Origin of the sequence: Colwellia echini, assembly GCF_002843355.2 — a bacterium.
Taxonomy (GTDB): Bacteria; Pseudomonadota; Gammaproteobacteria; order Enterobacterales; family Alteromonadaceae; genus Colwellia; species Colwellia echini.
In genome coordinates this window covers 67,390-85,800 of sequence record NZ_PJAI02000007.1, presented here as the reverse complement: position 1 = coordinate 85,800, position 18,411 = coordinate 67,390, and the positions used below count along the sequence as shown (strand labels likewise).

16 protein-coding genes are annotated in these 18,411 nt (G+C 37.6%); 5 read left to right on the top strand and 11 right to left on the bottom strand.

Annotated features, from left to right (window positions below; genetic code table 11):
- Positions 1–92: 92 nt before the first annotated feature.
- The 6 genes from dinB to CWS31_RS08020 form a co-directional block, all read right to left on the bottom strand.
- Complete coding sequence (dinB, locus tag CWS31_RS08045) at positions 93–1,220, bottom strand: DNA polymerase IV (protein ID WP_101342851.1); 1,128 nt, start codon at positions 1,218–1,220, stop codon at positions 93–95.
- A 101-nt stretch (positions 1,221–1,321) separates the two neighbouring features.
- Positions 1,322–2,470: a ferrochelatase gene (gene hemH, locus CWS31_RS08040; RefSeq protein WP_101342850.1), complete on the bottom strand. Its 1,149-nt coding sequence runs from the start codon at positions 2,468–2,470 to the stop codon at positions 1,322–1,324.
- A gap of 137 nt (positions 2,471–2,607) precedes the next feature.
- Positions 2,608–3,936 (bottom strand): c-type cytochrome biogenesis protein CcmI, encoded by a 1,329-nt coding sequence (ccmI, locus tag CWS31_RS08035; RefSeq protein ID WP_101342849.1) that lies wholly within the window; start codon positions 3,934–3,936, stop codon positions 2,608–2,610.
- A 51-nt stretch (positions 3,937–3,987) separates the two neighbouring features.
- Positions 3,988–4,461: a cytochrome c-type biogenesis protein gene (locus CWS31_RS08030; protein ID WP_101342848.1), complete on the bottom strand. Its 474-nt coding sequence runs from the start codon at positions 4,459–4,461 to the stop codon at positions 3,988–3,990.
- Between the two features lies 1 nt (position 4,462).
- A complete protein-coding gene (locus CWS31_RS08025; RefSeq protein ID WP_101342982.1) occupies positions 4,463–5,011 on the bottom strand; it encodes a DsbE family thiol:disulfide interchange protein in 549 nt (182 codons plus the stop codon).
- Positions 5,012–5,028: 17 nt separating this feature from the next.
- Positions 5,029–7,074, bottom strand: a complete 2,046-nt coding sequence (locus tag CWS31_RS08020; RefSeq protein ID WP_170252818.1) for a heme lyase CcmF/NrfE family subunit — start codon at positions 7,072–7,074, stop codon at positions 5,029–5,031.
- Positions 7,075–7,433: 359 nt separating this feature from the next.
- Here CWS31_RS08020 and ccmA point away from each other — a divergent pair, with 359 nt between their 5' ends.
- The 5 genes from ccmA to ccmE all read left to right on the top strand — a co-directional run bounded on the left by ccmA (position 7,434) and on the right by ccmE (position 10,593).
- Positions 7,434–8,120 (top strand): cytochrome c biogenesis heme-transporting ATPase CcmA, encoded by a 687-nt coding sequence (ccmA, locus tag CWS31_RS08015; protein ID WP_101342846.1) that lies wholly within the window; start codon positions 7,434–7,436, stop codon positions 8,118–8,120.
- Positions 8,121–8,321: 201 nt separating this feature from the next.
- Positions 8,322–8,975 (top strand): heme exporter protein CcmB, encoded by a 654-nt coding sequence (ccmB, locus tag CWS31_RS08010; RefSeq protein ID WP_425457517.1) that lies wholly within the window; start codon positions 8,322–8,324, stop codon positions 8,973–8,975.
- Positions 8,976–9,719 (top strand): heme ABC transporter permease, encoded by a 744-nt coding sequence (locus CWS31_RS08005; RefSeq protein ID WP_101342845.1) that lies wholly within the window; start codon positions 8,976–8,978, stop codon positions 9,717–9,719.
- 47 nt (positions 9,720–9,766) lie between these two features.
- The gene (gene ccmD / locus CWS31_RS08000; RefSeq protein WP_101342844.1) at positions 9,767–10,072 is read left to right on the top strand and encodes a heme exporter protein CcmD; all 306 of its coding nucleotides are present in this window, start codon (positions 9,767–9,769) and stop codon (positions 10,070–10,072) included.
- A complete protein-coding gene (gene ccmE / locus CWS31_RS07995; protein ID WP_101342843.1) occupies positions 10,072–10,593 on the top strand; it encodes a cytochrome c maturation protein CcmE in 522 nt (173 codons plus the stop codon). Before ccmD ends, ccmE begins: the two co-directional genes overlap by 1 nt.
- Before the next feature lie 130 nt (positions 10,594–10,723).
- Here the strand turns inward: ccmE and CWS31_RS07990 are convergent, their stop codons facing one another.
- The 5 genes from CWS31_RS07990 to CWS31_RS07970 form a co-directional block, all read right to left on the bottom strand.
- Complete coding sequence (locus CWS31_RS07990) at positions 10,724–10,939, bottom strand: TIGR02922 family protein (RefSeq protein ID WP_101342842.1); 216 nt, start codon at positions 10,937–10,939, stop codon at positions 10,724–10,726.
- 475 nt (positions 10,940–11,414) lie between these two features.
- Complete coding sequence (gene nagP / locus CWS31_RS07985) at positions 11,415–12,740, bottom strand: N-acetylglucosamine MFS transporter NagP (protein ID WP_101342841.1); 1,326 nt, start codon at positions 12,738–12,740, stop codon at positions 11,415–11,417.
- A 156-nt stretch (positions 12,741–12,896) separates the two neighbouring features.
- Entirely contained in the window at positions 12,897–14,027 is a 1,131-nt protein-coding gene (nagA, locus tag CWS31_RS07980; RefSeq protein WP_101342840.1) for an N-acetylglucosamine-6-phosphate deacetylase, read from the bottom strand.
- A 375-nt stretch (positions 14,028–14,402) separates the two neighbouring features.
- A complete protein-coding gene (gene nagK / locus CWS31_RS07975; RefSeq protein ID WP_101342839.1) occupies positions 14,403–15,317 on the bottom strand; it encodes an N-acetylglucosamine kinase in 915 nt (304 codons plus the stop codon).
- A 269-nt stretch (positions 15,318–15,586) separates the two neighbouring features.
- Positions 15,587–18,250 carry a family 20 glycosylhydrolase gene (locus CWS31_RS07970; RefSeq protein WP_101342980.1) on the bottom strand — a complete coding sequence of 888 codons (2,664 nt, stop codon included), beginning with the start codon at positions 18,248–18,250 and terminating at the stop codon, positions 15,587–15,589.
- Positions 18,251–18,411: the final 161 nt, after the last annotated feature.

The window sequence follows — 18,411 nt, the reverse complement described above, 5'->3', positions numbered from 1 at the left end:
CTTGATTTAACTTGTTTTAACATAATCGATAACCGCTCAACTTGAAGATGCTTGCTTGAGGTTTTAACGAGAGGAGTTATCTTAAATGATCATTAATCTAGGGTAAATTCAAACTGTTGATGTGATTGTGGTCTTTCACCTAAACCAATATGAACGCCTAATAATCTTACAGCTTTGCCCTCGCCTCTTGCTAAACCTTCTTGCAGCAACGTTTGAAAGATAGAATCATCAAACTGATGAAATTTAAATTCTTTAGTGGTTTGATGAAAGTCTTTAAATTTTACTTTGATACCAAGCTTACTGATTTCTCTGGTTGATAAATATTTTTTAGCTCGTGACTTTAACTCAGGTATTAAGTTGTTATTCATATAGTCACTTAACTCTTCTAGATTATTAATATCATCAGCAAAAGTTCTTTCAACACCAACCGATTTGCGGATGCGTTTAGTTACTATAGCTCTATCGTCATCGCCATTACATTTGTACCATAACGAACGTCCTAATTTACCAAATTGTCTAATTAAGCTTGCTTCATCCAATGCTTTAATATCACGGCCAAATTCCAAGCCACTTTCCAGTAATTTTTTACACATTACTTTACCAACCCCAGGAATTTTACTTAGCGGCATTGTATCGATAAACCCGCTGACTTGTTGTGGGGTAATCACATATTGACCATTCGGTTTGTTTAGGTCTGAAGCAATTTTGGCGAGAAACTTAATAGGGGCTATGCCAGCAGAAGCGGTTAATTGTAATTCATTAGCAATAGCCAAGCGAATATCTTCTGCGATGAGAGTTGCAGAGCCATTGAATAACGGACAAGCGGTAACATCTAGGTAAGCTTCATCTAAAGAAAGTGGCTCAATAATTGACGTATAACGACTAAATATTTCACGAATTTTAGCTGATACTTCTTGATATACGGTCATGCGACCATTAACAATTTTAAGTTCAGGACAAAGCAGTTTTGCTCTTGCTGCAGGCATTGCAGAGCGCACACCAAACTCACGCGCTAAATAATTACAGGTGCATAAAACACTTCGGGGCCCATCGCCGCCAACTGCGATGGGAATATCTCGATATTCTGGAAAGTCACGCATTTCAACTGAAGCATAGAAAGCATCCATATCTACATGAATTATTTTTCTTTGCTCAGTTTTTTGCTCTAGTATTTGGTTAGATATTTGACTAGATATTTGCTTAGGTCTTTCGTTAGACATCGTGACTTACCACTAAACTGTATATAAAAACAGTATACTATTTTTATATAAGTAAGCAAGTAAGTTGCTTTTAATTTTTCAGCTGCGCGACTAGCCAATAACTAGCTAGATAAAGTAGGTGCAAGCAAGTTGAGCATAGTATCAATATGATCATCACGATCATTTAACGCTGCAATATAATGATATTGCTCACCGCCAGCTTCAATAAATACTTCTTTATTTTCGTGAATTAACTCTTCAAGCGTCTCTAAACAATCAGCACTAAAAGCGGGGCTCATAATAGCTATATTTTTTATACCTTGGGCTGGCAATTGTTCAAGGGTTACATCGGTATAGGGCTTTAACCATTCAGCTTTACCAAAGCGAGATTGAAAGGTCATGATAATTTCATCATCAGTAAACGCTAAACTATTTTTTTCGTCACTCTCACCATCAAGCGATAAACCATTCGTCAATAACTCCTGCTTAAGCAAGTTGGTGGTTGTTTGACAAAAATCATAATAAGGATCGCCCCAAGCACGAAATAACTCGGGCATTCCATGATACGACAGCACCAAACGCTCAGGTTTACCGTGCAAAGCTACATGCTCTTTAACTGTATTTGCTAGGGCTTGAATATAATGCGGATTATTATGGTAGGTATTTAAAAAATGTAATGCTGGGATATAACGCCATTTTTGTAATTCTTTACTTACCGCATCGAAAGTAGAGGCAGTTGTTGGTCCAGCGTATTGTGGATACAAAGGTAGCACTACAAGTTTATCAACACCTTGTTGTTGAAACTTTTGCAAAACACTAGAAATAGATGGATTACCATAACGCATGGCAAAATCTACAATGACTTGGTCGCCATATTGAGATTTAATTTCGTTGGCAAGTTTTTCTTTTTGTGCTGCCGTTATGCTAATTAATGGCGCGCCATCTTCTTGCCAAACTGTTTGATATAACTTGGCTGATTTAGCAGGTCTAATACGAAGAATAATGCCATGTAGAATAACCAGCCAAATTAAACGGGGTATTTCAACCACACGTCTGTCAGATAAAAACTCTCGTAAATAACGACGTACAGCGCCTGTTGTTGGCTCATCAGGTGAACCTAAGTTAGTAATTAGTACTGCAGTTTTAACGCCACTAGCCGTAAAATCAGCCTTATCACTTTGCTTATCATCGGCGCTATTATTTAAGCTATTATTTAAGCTATTACCTTGAATATTAGTGGTACCACTACGAGCACTAAAACGAGATTTCATTTGGTTGTTTCTTCTTGTTATGACTTAGTGAATTTTAATACGTTACTCAGCTAAGAAAGATCAACTTAGCTGAGTTTTATGCGCAAGTATTTTATGTTCAAGTATTTTATATTCAAGTAAAGGGTTAGTAACTTACCCTACTCAACAAAACTATCTACAACGAGTTCAAGTGTTTCATTACTATTAACGTCAATATTTAACGCTTCAGCTTTAAAGTCACCGGGCTTAATACCAACCCCGCCGCTCATTGAAACAACAGCATAAACATGTGCTTGTTCAACACTACCTAACGTACTGGCAGGGTTCATAGCTTGGCTATTATTTAAGACAATAGTTGCTGGTAAGTCACTGGCTTTCATTTTAACTGCGGCTAATGGCATACGTTGCCCATTAGTCGGTACCGCATAAATAAACACAACACGATCAGCGCCTTGTGCCAATTTATTTGTCACTTCATCAGATAAACTCACGCTTATTTTTAATTGAGGCCCTTTATCTTCCTCAGTTACTTCTGTTGATGCGTTGTTTCCGGCGCTGTTTTGAGCGTTACTATTAACACTTGCTGTTGCATTATTATTTTCACCTGAAAGGCGGTTGTTTGCTTCTGCTACGGCTTCGGTTAACGCTTCAATATTTACTCCCTGATTGTTTGAATCAATAACTCGTTGCCAATAAACAATCGCTTGCTGATAATTTTGCGAAATAAAATTATGCATACCCAATAAGATATTCGTTGAAGGATCGTTAATATCTAACACTAACGCTCTATCAATATAATTTTGTACTTCGGCGTTAATTTGTTGATTATTTTTATAGTAAAGCGCTTGTGCAATAGCACCTAATAAATCAGCGTGCTCTCCTTCAAGTTTTATCACTTGACCAAAAGCGGTAATACCACGGTCAAAAGCTCCCATAGCAACATAAGTTTGACCTAAGTTATACCAAGCTTCAGTATCATCAGGGTTAGCTTCAATATGCTTTTTCAGTTTTTCAATATGCGCCATAGCTTGCTTTTCACGCTCTGCAAGCATCTGCTCCTGCGACATGGCTTGTTGTTGTCCATGTCCCTCAGGTAACTCAGTAATCAGTTTATAACTACCTTGTTTGTTATAAAGAAAAACAGAAAAAACTATAATAAATACACTTAAGCCTAAAGGCCAAAATGGTGAGTAGGCTTTGGCTACACTTGTAGCGCTATCATTTTCAATTTTTCCACTGCTTTCAATATCTTGTAATAAGGTACTATTAAGTTCGCTTAGTAAGTACTGGTAGTTTTCTTCATCAATTCCACCTTCACTAAAATCCTTTTCGATTTCTTTTTTATGTTCATGATATAAACGAATATTGGTTTCATCACGTACACTATCAACCGCTTTAACTACATGTGCTTTCTGTTTAAAGAAAGGTCGCCAAACAATTAATAATAATAAAATTAAAAATATTAGGCTGATTACTAAAAATTCCATAATGCTATCTACTTTTTATAATGAGTCATGTAAAAATAATGCGACTAGGCGTTATTTATCATTGACTAAGCTATTTAGCTTGTCTTGTTGCTCGGTTGTTAGTTCTAATTGTTTCTTATCAATGGGTTTACGGCGAACAATAACAATAACCACAATAATACCTAACAAAATAAGAACCGCAGGTCCAAACCATAAAACATACGTAAGCGCTGAAACCCGGGGACGATATAAAACAAATTCACCATAACGGTCGACCATAAAATTAACAATCTCACTATCAGCTTTCCCTTGCTGCAGTAACTCGTATAACTCTTTACGTAAGTCTTTTGCAATGGGCGAGTTAGAGTCAGCTAAGTTTTGGTTTTGACACTTAGGACAACGTAATTCTTTGGTAAGCGCTTGAAAACGGATTTTTGTTACTTCATCACGAAACTCATAGGTATCAACAGGGCTTGCTTCAACCTGAGTTACACTTAGGGTAAATAATAATCCCACTGATAGTAATAATGTGTAGATTACGCGCATGTTATTTCCCCTGCTTTTTTTCTTCAATAAGTTGTGCAATTAGCGGTTCAAATTCACTTTGCCAAACACGGGTATCAATTGCCCCAGCAAAGCGTTTACGAATAATACCATTATGATCAATTACAAAGGTTTCTGGTGCGCCATAAACGCCAAGATCTAGTCCTAAAGTACCTTCTTCATCAAAGATAGAAAATACATAAGGGTCTTCATAGTGTTGTAACCATTGTTGTGCTGCAACGCGATCATCTTTATAGTTCAAGCCATACAATTTAACTTGCGGATCTTTTGCAATATCCACCAAGTAAGGGTGTTCATATTTACAAGTTGGACACCAAGTAGCCCAAACATTTATCAATACAATATCACCGACAATATCGGCCTGAGTTACTTTAACACCATTATTTTTTAATGTGGCTAGCTCAAAAGCAGGTAAGGTTTTACCAACGAGTGCCGATGGCATATCTTGTGGATTAAGTGATAAACCACGATATAACACAACACCTAAAGCGAGCACTAAAATTAAAGGCAAAAATCGAATGAGTTTATTCATTATTGAACCTTGCATCGTTATACTCCTGCCACTTTTTCATTTTTTTGTTTGTTAGCTTTAGCGCTATTATCATCAACGGTATCTTTAGTTGAGGTAGCTGAGGCAAGCACAGCGGGGTTTCTGCGGCGATAACGCTTATCTAAAATAGAAAACAATGCCCCTAACGCCATAAAGATAGCCCCTAACCAAACCCAACGAATGAACGGTTTATAATGCACTCTCACCGCCCAAGCACCACCGGGTAGCGGATCACCCAAAGCAACATATACATCACGGAATAAACCTGGATCTATACCAGCTTCTGTCATGCCCATCGTTTGTACTCTATAAGTACGGCGCTCTGGTTTAAGTGTGGATACAAAGTCGCTCTCATTTTCACCTGTTACTTTATAAATATTAATTTGACCTTGTTCAGCACTGTAATTTGGTCCTTCAACATTTTTAACACCGTTAAACTCAATTTCATATCCTGAAATAATTACTTTTTCATTAAGCTCCATTTTTACATTAGTTTCACTTTCATACATTGAAACCATGGTGACACCAACAATAGTGATGGCAATACCGGCATGAGCCGTTGCCATACCTAAATGACTAATGGTTAATTTACCCGTTAATTTTAATTGGTTTCTCACTTCTTTAATAACAACAAAGAAAACCCATGTTGCTAAGGTAATACCCATAGCCACTAAAATATTAAATTCACCACCATAAATCACAGGAAACAATAAACCAAAAGCAATGCTAAATACTGATGAAGAGAATAACTGCTTACGTAACTCACCTTTTTTCGCTTTTTTCCAACGAATTAAAGGCCCTATACCCATGATGATAAATAAAATACTCATGATAGGTACAAATACCGCATTAAAATACGGCGGTCCTACAGATATTTTGCCATAACCTAAAGCATCAACTAATAACGGATATAACGTACCTAAAAGTACGGTAACTGTGGCAACCACTAAAATAACGTTACACAGTAATAAAGCCGTTTCACGAGAGTAAAACGCAAAGCGAGAAAAACTGGCAACTGTACTTGCTCTAAAGGCATAAAGTGTTAATGAGCCGCCTACCGCAATGGCCAAAATAACGAGTATAAAAATACCGCGAGAAGGATCAGCTGCAAATGAATGAACAGAAGTAATAACCCCTGAGCGCACTAAAAACGTACCTAACAAACTTAAGCCGAAAGCAAATATAGCCAGTAAAATAGTCCAGTTTCTAAAAGTGCCACGCTTTTCTGTTACCGCTAATGAATGAATAAGTGCAGTACCGACAAGCCAAGGCATAAAGGATGCGTTTTCAACCGGGTCCCAGAACCACCAACCGCCCCAACCAAGTTCGTAATAAGCCCACCAGCTACCTAGCGCGATACCAACGGTTAAAAACATCCAAGCGCCTAATGTCCACGGACGAGACCAACGCGCCCAAGCAGCATCCATTTTACCTACCATCAAAGCTGCAACAGCAAAAGCAAAGGCAACTGCAAAGCCTACATAACCAAGGTATAACAAGGGTGGATGAATAATTAAACCAACATCTTGTAATAGCGGGTTTAAATCTCGACCTTCCATCGGCACATTTGGCCATAAACGTTCAAATGGGTTAGAGGTAAGTAAAGTGAAAGCAATAAAGCCAATAGACACCATACCCATAACAGCAAGCACACGAGCAATAAACTCTTCTTCTATGGCATCAGAAAAACGAGCAACAGCTGCTGTCCATGCTGTTAAAGCAAAAACCCACAGCAATAACGAGCCTTCGTGTCCGCCCCATACCGCACTTATTTTAAAGTAATAAGGTAAATGCGTATTTGAATGGCTAGCAATATACTTAATAGAAAAGTCATCAATAACAAAACTATAAGCCAATACAATAAAGCTGATAGCGGTAAAGAAAAACATACCGTAAGTAAGTGGTTTAGCGTAACCAATAAGCTTTTTTAAAGAACTATTTTGCGAGCTATATACACCGATTAACGGCACGACACTCAAACAAAAAGAAAAAGCTAAGGCGATTATCAAGGCTAGGTGGCCTAGCTCAGGAACTAGCGCCGGCATTTGTGTTGCTACCATGTCTGGTATCATTGGTTTCTCCGCTCTACTTCAATAAAACAATTATTTAAATTATTTTTACTTAGGGTCAGTTGATCTTTTAGGGGGTAAAATTTACCGCGTCATACTAACATTTTATTTCACAAAATATTAATGTAAATTAGCCGTTTGAGTTGTTTCAGAATGTTACAACTTTATTAAGCTATGGTAATATTGGCTATGTTAGTATATTAACCGAAATAGTTATACGATCCATATCAATAGTTGCCAGACAAACTTACGATATAACTTAATACTAATTCAGTTTGTTACTGACTCAGTACCAAATAAAATTAGCATCAATAAAACGAGAATAAGTAAAAACATTGCCTAAACCAACCTCAACTCCGCTTATTAGCGCGGTAAAACTCACTTGTATTCGAGAAGAGCGCTTATTATTTGATGAGTTGTCACTTGATATTCATCCCGGTGACATAGTACAAGTTGAAGGCCCCAATGGCTCAGGTAAAACCAGCTTATTACGTATTCTTTCAGGGTTATCTCAACCTTATGACGGTATAGTTAACTTCAAAAACCAAAAAATTAATCGTTGCAGAGAAGAGTTTCAACAAAACTTACTTTATTTGGGTCATTTAGCTGGAGTTAAAGGCGAAATGACCGCGGAAGAAAATCTAAAGTTTAATCTGGCTTTACACGGCTCTTGCGATAACAATTCGTCAGTTATCGATTCAGCAACAAAAAATGAACAAAATACGCTAGCTTATTTAGCTAAAGTAAACCTTTCTGGGTTTGAAGATAGTTTAGCGTCGCATCTAAGCGCGGGGCAACATAGGCGTATTGCATTATCACGCTTATATCAAAGTAATGCACCTATTTGGATTTTAGATGAGCCATTTACCGCAATAGATAAACAAGGTGTTGCTAGTTTAGAAGCACTATTTACTGGGCATGCTCAGCGCGGTGGTTGTGTTATTTTAACCACACATCAAGATTTAATCAGCATTAACCCCGATCAAATCAAAAAAATCACCTTAGATTATAGTTATGCTTAGATTGTGCTGAAGATTATTTAATAAAGTACTAGATAATAAATGTGCAAGTCACACAAGCAAAAACATTACAGCAACGCACTAAGCGTATGCAGAGAAAATAACCAAATGACTTTAAAAGCGCAGTCACAGCAAATGACTGAACAGCCAATAGATAAGGCAAATACAGATCGCGTAAAGCAGCTATCATACCGACGTGCATTTATGTTGGTATTAAAGCGAGATTTAACTATTGCTATGCGCCACAAAGACGACATTATTAATCCGTTATTATTCTTCGTGATCATCATTACTTTATTTCCACTGGGAATAGGACCTGAAGCGCAAACATTAAGCCGTATTGCTCCTGGCATTATTTGGGTAGCGGCCTTATTAGCAACACTGTTGTCACTTGACCGTTTATTTAAATCTGATCACCTTGATGGCTCATTAGAGCAAATGTTACTGAGCCCTCACCCTATATTTGTCCTGGTGCTGGCTAAAATATTCGCACATTGGTTAATTACCGGTTTACCTTTAATTTTAATTGCACCATTGTTAGCAGTATTGCTGCATTTAGATGAAAACAGTTATACCGCATTATTACTTACCTTGTTGCTCGGTACACCTGTATTAAGTTTACTGGGCGCCGTAGGTGTAGCCTTAACGGTAGGTATTAAAAAAGGTGGAGTTTTACTTAGTTTACTGGTTTTACCGCTATACATTCCGGTATTAATTTTTGCCACTAGCGCGATAGATACTGCAGCGCTTGGCTTACCTTACAGCGGCCAACTTGCTATAATCGCCGCCTTATTCTTTGGATCGTTAACACTGGCCCCTTTTGCTGTTGGGGCCGCGATAAAAGTGAGTACTAACTAAATGTGGAAATTTTTACACCCTTACGCAAACCCTGAAACAACTTATCACTTCACCAATAAGTTGTTACCTTGGTTAACTGCTTTAGCAGCATTGTTTTTGAGTATAGGTTTAGTGTGGGCATTATTATTTGCCCCTGCTGATTATCAACAAGGTGATAGTTTTCGTATTTTCTATGTGCATGTTCCCGCCGCGTCTTTATCTATGGGAATTTATGTTTCCATGGCTATTGCAGCACTTTGCAGTTTAGTTTGGCAGTTAAAATTAGCTGATGCCTCTGCTGCAGCTATGGCGCCTGTTGGTGCCGCTTTTACGGCAATAGCTTTAATTACTGGTGCCGCTTGGGGAAAACCTATGTGGGGCACTTGGTGGATTTGGGATGCACGCTTAACTTCTGAGCTTATATTACTGTTTTTATATTTAGGTGTGATAGCTTTACATAACGCCTTTGAAGATAAAAACTTAGCCGGTAAAGCCGCGGGAATATTGACCCTTGTTGGCGTTATTAATATTCCAATTATTAAATATTCGGTAGATTGGTGGAATACACTTCATCAAGGCTCTACGGTGAGTAAATTAGGCAAGCCGTCTATGTCTCTTGATATGTTATGGCCATTCATTTTTTGTTTCATTGGTTTTGCTTTGCTTGCTGGTGTAATCATTTGTTTGCGTTTTCGTAATGAAATTTTAGCCCGTAATAGCATTCGTCCTTGGGTGCGTCAGTTAGTAGAAAAACAGTTAGCGTAATTTATATTACATAGAAAATAACTAATTTAAGTAATTGGAGAGCACCAATGCAATTTAATAGTTTTAGCGATTTTATCAATATGGGCAGTTATGGCTTTTATGTCTGGCTATCATACGGCGCTGCCGCAGTAATACTGACTTTTTTATTGATCAAATCTAAATCAGGTCATTTGCACACCATGAAACAAATAGCAAAACGTAAACACCGTGAAGATAAGTTACGTGAAGCCAGAGAGCTACGCAAAAAGCAAAGCCACAATAAGGCTGAAACTAGCACTGAGCAATCAAGTACTCAAACAAGTACTGTGACAAGCACCCCAACAAATAAAGCATTAAATGAGGTAACCGAATAATGAACCCACGCCGCAAAAAACGTTTAGCAATTGTCGCCACTATTCTTATTGGTTTAGGCGTTGTTTCTGGATTTGTTTTATATGCTTTGAGTCAAAATATTGATTTATTTTTTACGCCATCAGAAATCACCCAAGGTAAAAAAGATACGGGTTTAAAACCAAGTATTGGTCAGCGTATCCGTATTGGTGGTTTAGTTGTACCAGGCTCGGTAAAACGTGACCCTGAAAGCTTAAAAGTATCATTTAAGCTCAGTGACATGACCATGCCAATAGTATTTAACGATAGTGATCCTATGGTTACCGTTTATTACGAAGGAATACTGCCTGATTTATTTCGTGAGGGCCAAGGTATAGTTGCTAATGGAACACTAACCGAACATCCGCCAACTGGGTTAAGCATAGAAGCAAGTGAAGTACTGGCTAAACATGATGAAAATTATATGCCTGCTGAATTAGCTGAAGCGGCAGGTCAAAAGCATGAAAAAGCAGGTTACAGTGCTAAACAATTAGAGAATAAGTAATTAGTTAATTGATTAAGTTAATGAGTAGCATTAAAAGTGCGAAAATAAAAAAGGTGACTATTAAGTCACCTTTTTTATTTTCTAATTCTTTTTATTTAACCTTAGATCGAGTTAATTATGAGGCTTTTAATTAATGCCAGTACTGAGCAACCAACTTATCGCCAACACTGTTAATGACATCAATTTCACCTGCACATACTGCAACGATAGTTTTACCACGCTTAAATTCTTGTGGAATGATCATATCGCCGTAGTCATTGAGGTTAAAACTTTGAGTTTTTCGGTAAAGTGCTAAGTCATTATCACAACAATAGATAATAGTAACTTTCCTTTTAGCTTGTTCCATAACTAATTCCTTTTAAAGTCCATTTGTCTGTTTAACTAGTTAACCTGTTAATCACTTCTTCCCTTTCCATAAAGTGGTCAGACCTAACTATGTAGCTAATATAATATGGTTCAACCAGTGCGTCAATGCCTGGTTATACCAATCGGATTAATTAGGTGATCAATTTTTAATGAGGATAAATCTTCAAGAGCAAGGCGCTTGATTGACCAATAGCTGGCTATTGGGATTGAAAGCAACGATGTTATTGGATATTTAGGCCATTTTAAAAGATCACTTAATTAGTTGGATTGGTATTATCCAGTAACTCTGTTTTAAACGTAAAACCACAAAAAACCATAAAGACCAACAAAAAACATAACCAGTTGATTTAAATGTTTTTTATGGTAATAAAAATGCACTTCCTCGTTAAAAGTGAAGTGCATTATTTATCTGTCGTTTTAAATAATTGAAATTATTTAAAAAATCTTAGCTTAAATTACTTCCAAGTTTTCATTTTACAGCCTTTAACCGCGTAAAATAAAATAAACAAATAACAAGGTAACATAACAATATAACCACTTTGTAAGTCTACCGCTTGCCCACTAGTACCACTTGCTAAACTCCAGAATAATGGACCAAAAGCGCCACCTGAAATCCCCATAACTAATAGTGCTGAGCCAACACTGGTAAGTTTACCAACACCCGATAATGCTAATGGAAATACTGCAGGCCATACAATCGCGTTAGCCAAACCTAAGAAAGCAATAAGGATTAAAGTATCTGGTAACTGTGCGCCACCTAGAATAAATGAAAGTGAATTAGCAATAGCAAATGAATTATTATCACCTAAGAAAACACCTAAGCTTAATAGCAAACCAAGTACTGCTGAAACCATAAGGGCTTTTTGTTGAGAGATGAAACGCGGGATAAGGGTAATACCTAAGATGTAACCGATAACCATACAACCCATAGTATACGAGGTCATAACACTGTAGTTTTCAACACCTAACGATAATGCAAATGCACCAATTGTGTCGCCAGCAATAACTTCTACTGCAACATATAAAAATAAAGCAACAACACCCAGTGCTAAGTTAGGATGAGCTAATGCTGCTTTAAGTTGGCCTTTGCTTTCGCTTGCCCCTTCTTCGGCTTCGCTGGCTAACTCTGGTAATGGTGATTTTTTAACAGCAAAACCTAAAATACCAATGAATAAAGCCATACCTAAATAAGGAAGGATTAGTTTATCAGCCATAGCGTCAATTTGTGTTTGGTTTAATTCAGTACCAACGGTGTCGCTAAAACCACTTAATATAAGTGCAGTGAAAACAATTGGCGCTACAACACCCGCTCCTTTGTTTAATATACCCATGATTGAAATACGTGCTGCAGCAGACTCTTCAGGCCCAATGCGAACAACATAAGGGTTCACCGCGGTTTGTAATAACGTTTGCCCTGTGCCCATAACTAACTGAGCCAATAAAAATAATGGAAATATTTGGGTTTTAGCCGCAGGAATAAAAAGCAAACCCGCAACCATCATGGTGCCCATACCAAGCGCCATACCATTTTTGTAACCTACTTTACGTATAATTGCCGCCGAAGGTAATGCGGTAAAAGTCACCGCAATATAAAATGAGAATAAGATCAGTGAGGCTTGAAATGGTGTTAGTTGCAATATTTGTTGCAAGTACGGCATTAACGAGCCATTTAACCAAGTAGCGAAACCTAGAATAAAAAATAACCCTGCGACAATCACCATAGGCAGTGCATTACTGGGTGTTTTCACTTGTGTTGTTTCTTGTGATATTGTCATTTGCATAACCTCATAGTCGTTTTAGCATTGTTATAATTTTAGTTTATGTGTTTTGTGTATATATCTTGGCTTTCTATTTAGACGCGCTGATATACAGAGTATTGGTATTTATAATGAATATTGACAGAACATCTATTTCAACACTCACGTTAAAAATAAGTATTAAACCCGCTTACCTGAAATCCATGTTTCCTGTACTGATAAATCATCATTTAAGACAACCATATCTGCTTGCATACCTAGCGTTAGGTCGCCTCTAACTAGTGATTCATTTTGATACAAATATTGGGCGGGGTATAAACTTGCCATACGTATTGCTTCACCTAACTCAATACCTAACGCTTGGTGAGTATTTTTTACTGCACTAGCCATATCTAACGAAGAACCTGCAAGTTCACCTGTTGTAGAAGTTAATCTACCATTATCAACGGTAACAACACGATCATATAAAGCGAACTGAGTTTGATCACTGCCTACAGGAGGCATTGCATCTGTCACTAAAAATATTTTGCCTTTCGGTTTCGCTTGTATAGCAAGTTGACAGCTTGCATAGTCAACATGAAAGCCATCGACTATTAATCCACAACTTGTTTGATTGTTTAATAATGCAGCACCAACAACACCCGGCTCACGGCCTTGTAATGGTGACATGGCATTAAATAGGTGAGTAAAGCCACTTGCACCTGCATCTATAGACTTTTGTGCGGTTTTAAAGTCCGCGTTAGTGTGGCCTAAACAAACTTTTATGCCTAAATCGACCATACGCTTAACATCTATTGGACTTACATTTTCTGGTGCTAAGGTAATAATTACCTGACCAATATCTTGGCGGGAAAGTACTTGCCACTCGGCATCAGAAATAGGACGTATAAAATCAGCACAATGCGTCCCCTTTTTCTCAACGGATAAATGTGGACCTTCAAAATGAATACCGACAATACCAGGCACTTTTTCAATAATAGCTTGCGCAATAGCGTCAGCCGCTTGTTGCATTACTTCAACTTTATCGGTAATTAATGTTGGCATCATCGCTGTAGTGCCAAATTTAGCATGTGCGGCCATGATAATTTTTAAATTATCAACCGATGGCGAGTCATTAAATAATGCACCACCACCTCCGTTTATTTGTAAATCAATATAACCTGGAACCACAAGACCTTTAACAGCAACATCAACATTACTGGTATCTTGGTCGATAGCGGTAATTTTACCATCAACTAAAGTTAACACTTGTTCTTCTGAAAAATTATACCCATCAAAAAGTCGTTGGGCATGAAAACGTAATTGTGTCATGAGATATCCTAGATTATAAATTACAGATGGTTATACCAATCCAACTAATTAAGTGATCTTTTAAAATGGCCTAAATATCCAATAACATCGTTGCTTTCAATCCCAATAGCCAGCTATTGCTCAATTAAGCGCTTTGTTCTTGAAGAATTTATCCTCATTAAAAATTGATCATTTAATGAATCCGATTGGTATTATTAATGGCAACCAGATACTTCGATAAATAAATTAGTGGGTAAATGTAGACGAATTAAATATAGTACGTTAGTAAATGATATTGCTAGATAAAAATTGTTACCGTACAACCAGTTCATAAAACAATCGCAAACATTAAATTATTAAACGTTAGCGATATTAATGAGTAAACACCACTTTAAATTATGCTGATTGCTGCACAACTTGCTTTGACTGTTGCGCCCTTGCATAAATCACAGAACCAACTTCTGGTGGATTTAAAGGCAATTCAAGATTTATTTGAATATCAGTCGCTAGCCACTGCTTTAATACTGGTGTTAAACCACCTAACATCGAAATAGGTAAGTGGTTATCAGCGGTTAAAGTACGTACCATTTTATTAAGGTATTCAGCTCCTTCATGAAGAATAGCTAAAGCGACTTTATCACCTAAGTTGGCAGCATCAAACACGATATGTGATTGCTGCGCAAAGAATGTTGCCTTCTGTCCGGCAACAACTTCAACCAAATCAGTATCATTTTTACAATTAAGTTTAGTTAACAAGGCCGCTGACATTGATGTTGGTTCAATAAGGCCATCAAGCGATACTAAAACTTGCTTAACTGCTTGTAAGCCAAACCATGCTCCACTGCCTTTATCGCCATGAGGAAAGCCATGCGCGCCTACAATTCGATATTGTTCATTATCACAAGAAAAGCCACAAGAGCCTGTGCCACTAATGATAACAGCACCATCGCCGCCATCATGCGCACCTAAACAGGCAATAAGTAAATCTGTCGCTAAGTGCATATTTTTAAAAGGATGTTTCCATGCCGCCATTTGATCGTACAATACTGGAATATTAACACCCGCTAAACCAACCCCCGCAACTAACTCGCTCAACTTCATATGAGCTAGTCCTGCATCTTCAAGTGCGAGCATTGCTGATTCCGTAATAGAATTAGTGGCTTGTTCGAAACCATGCAGAGGATTACCTGGGCCTGAAATTCCTGTACCAAGTATTTCATTCTTTTGATTCATAACAATGGCTTTACATTTACTGCCGCCACCATCAATACCTAAGAATAAATCATTGTTTTTGTTGTTACTTGTCAGCATTTCGACCTCGTATTAACTGCCGTATATTATTGTTTATATTTTTATACTACTTAAAAATGACAGCGTTGTCATTTGTTTTTTTGAATAAATTTATCATCTTTGAATTTAATTGCTTAATAACATCTACTTACAGGCATGTAACTAACTGATTAAAATAAAATAACCAGTTAGTTACAGATAGATTAAGTAAGATAAATTAGTCTAAAATTCACTTATCTTGCTTCTGTTTTACTTTGTCTTATTTAACTTTCTTTTGCATAAATTGTTAATTAGTTAACTGCGGTTATACGACCTGCTCTCAATCGATCGGTACTACGACTTCTAACGTTTACTGCACCAGAAACCGCGACAGGTTCTAGGTACGTTTGCCAAATTCCATTATTAATTTGATATTCGATGATTAAACCTGGGAAGGCTATATTGGCGTATAACTTACCTTCTTTGATAACAGCACCTACGGTAGGTAAACGATAGTCAACTTGCGCAATTTCTAATTTTGGGAACTCTTTATGACCAAGAGTATTGGCAAATACAGACCATTGTTTATCGCGCTCAGCTTCTAATGCTTTTGTAAAAACTTCAGTATCTTGCGAGTATTTAGCACCTTCATAGTTATAAGGTACTGCCCAATCGGCAAGATGCCACGCACGCTCTGCTAGTGCTAATAAACGCGGATAAACTTTATGCTCAACCATGTCATCAGTACGAACATTCTCGCTCCATAGTTGCCCTTGAATTCCCACGAATTTTTGGCCTTGCTTTAACGGTGTTTTTGTATCATCGGTAGCGTAAGCATTATCTTCTCTGTCTAACCAAAACTCAGCATGAACCGGTAAGTTGTCAGGCATGAACTGGAATACTTTTTCGGTATTTGTATGACGTGACGCCCAGTAGAAACCATGCTCTTTTGGATCAGCTTCATGTGGAAAATCAAAATATAAAACATCTGGGCTAGAAATAACCACTTCCCAGTCTCTGTTTGCAAGCTCGTGAACTTTGTCGTGGCCGCCATAAAACAAAGTATCCCATGCGTTAGCCTGTACAACCTCTGGCATCTTTTCTACCCGGGTATGTGACATCCCGTCACTCCACCCTGCAGTTTCAATATCAAGGTCAGATAAAATACCTGAAACACGCTCTATAAAGTAAGCACCAAGCTCGCTCATTTTGGTAACACCTTGATCGTTATTGGCAACAAAGGCTTTACAAGCTGGAGACTCTAACCAAGCACCTGCGGTTTCATCTGCACCAATATGATAACGAGTAAGCGGTTGTCCTGCGTCAGCATGGATTTTTTTAACTTGCGTCATTACTTCAATAACAAAGTCGTAAGACGACTCTAAACACGCGTTAATTGTGTTGTCATTGTAAAATTGTACTGACGAATATTCAGTAGTATCGTCAAAGTCTTCGAGTAAAAACTGCTTAGCTTTCTCTTCTTCTTCGAGTGCCTGGTATTTTTTGTAACGAGCCGTCATCGCTTTAATTGACGAACGAGAGTGACCTGGCATATCAAGCGATGGGATAACTTGAATATGACGCGCGGTGGCAGCTTTTAATATTTCTTGATAATCACTAACTGTGTAATAACCATTTACACTAGAATTTCTATCAACTCCAGCACCTAACTGCGGCATTAGACATTCAGTTTCGCTCATATCAAAACAGCGCTGTGAGCTTATATCAGTTAACTCTGGCAAACTTGGTATTTCTAGACGCCAGCCTTCATCTTCGCCAAGGTGTAGATGTAATTTATTTAATTTGTAGGCTGCCATTTGATCAAGCAAGCTTAAAATAAACTCTTTTGAATGAAAGTTACGAGCAACGTCAACCAACATACCGCGAAATGCGTAATGTGGCTCATCTTCAACTGTCATCATAGGCAGTTTTGGCACGCCCACAGTAACTAAACTCGCTAATGATTGTAAACCGTTAAACACTCCATTTGCATCAGAGCCAACAATAGTGATGGCCTTTTCGCCAACGGTTAAGTGGTAACTGCCAGAAACTTGCTGTGCTTGATCAGATGTTTTATTAGGCAATACTTTGGCAATACTTAAACGAACAGGTAAACCTGCGTTGTTTTGAGTAACACCCAAAGTGGCTAAATGACTTAGCGCTGCATCAACATCGGCGAGTTTAACATTACCCAATGACACAGCAATGCCATTATTAATGCTAACAAAACGGTCGTATTCATCAATAATTACTGATTTTGGTGTTGGAATAATAGCTTGAGCAACCGCCATTTTATTCTCAACTAAAACAGCATTTCTTTCATACAAGGCTTCACTGCTGAGCCATTGAGTATTATCAGTAGCGTTACGTTTAAACTGAGTTTCAAAATCAGTAAAGGTTTCAACATGTGGCACTACTTCTAGGCCTGTTTCTTTATCTATATAAGGAACTGTACTTTCGATGACTCGGGCAGTTAAATTTGGCGCGGTAACAATATAGTTTGGCAAAGCATCTGATTCAGCTAAAGACCAGAACATAGCGCGGAAGTTTAATGTCTTTGATTCGCCTTCAGCAAAGCCTGAAAATGAATCTTTCAAACTAATTTGATGCAGATCACCATTAATATGTTTTACGCTAAATTCATCACTTTCAAAGGATTGAATTGGCGCTATTTGACTGAAATAAATGGTCCAATCTTTGGCCGCTATTTCTTTTTTAGCGGTAAAGGTTAATTGCACTTCAAAACAAGCACCATAAGCAATTTTACTATCACATTTATCAGTAGGTACATTGGTAACAACGCGATAATTAACCACTAAGTTTTTAGCTATGTTATCTACATCATGCTGCGCTACTGGGAATATAGCCTGTAATTTAATTTTTTCACCGGTATCCACTGCTGGCTCAGGATATTTTTCACATCCCACTAACGAGAGACTAGCCGCAATGGTCAGCGCTACAATCTTTTTATTCATAATTTTTGTGTACATAGTAAAAGGCCTTTTGCTTAATATATTTCTATATGATTTTTTATATGACTGTGTATTTGTTCACACCATTAATTTATACGTTTAAAAGCGGCGTGTTTTTCATAATTAATTAGTAACTGCGTTTTTCAAGATAGTTGACGCAGTAT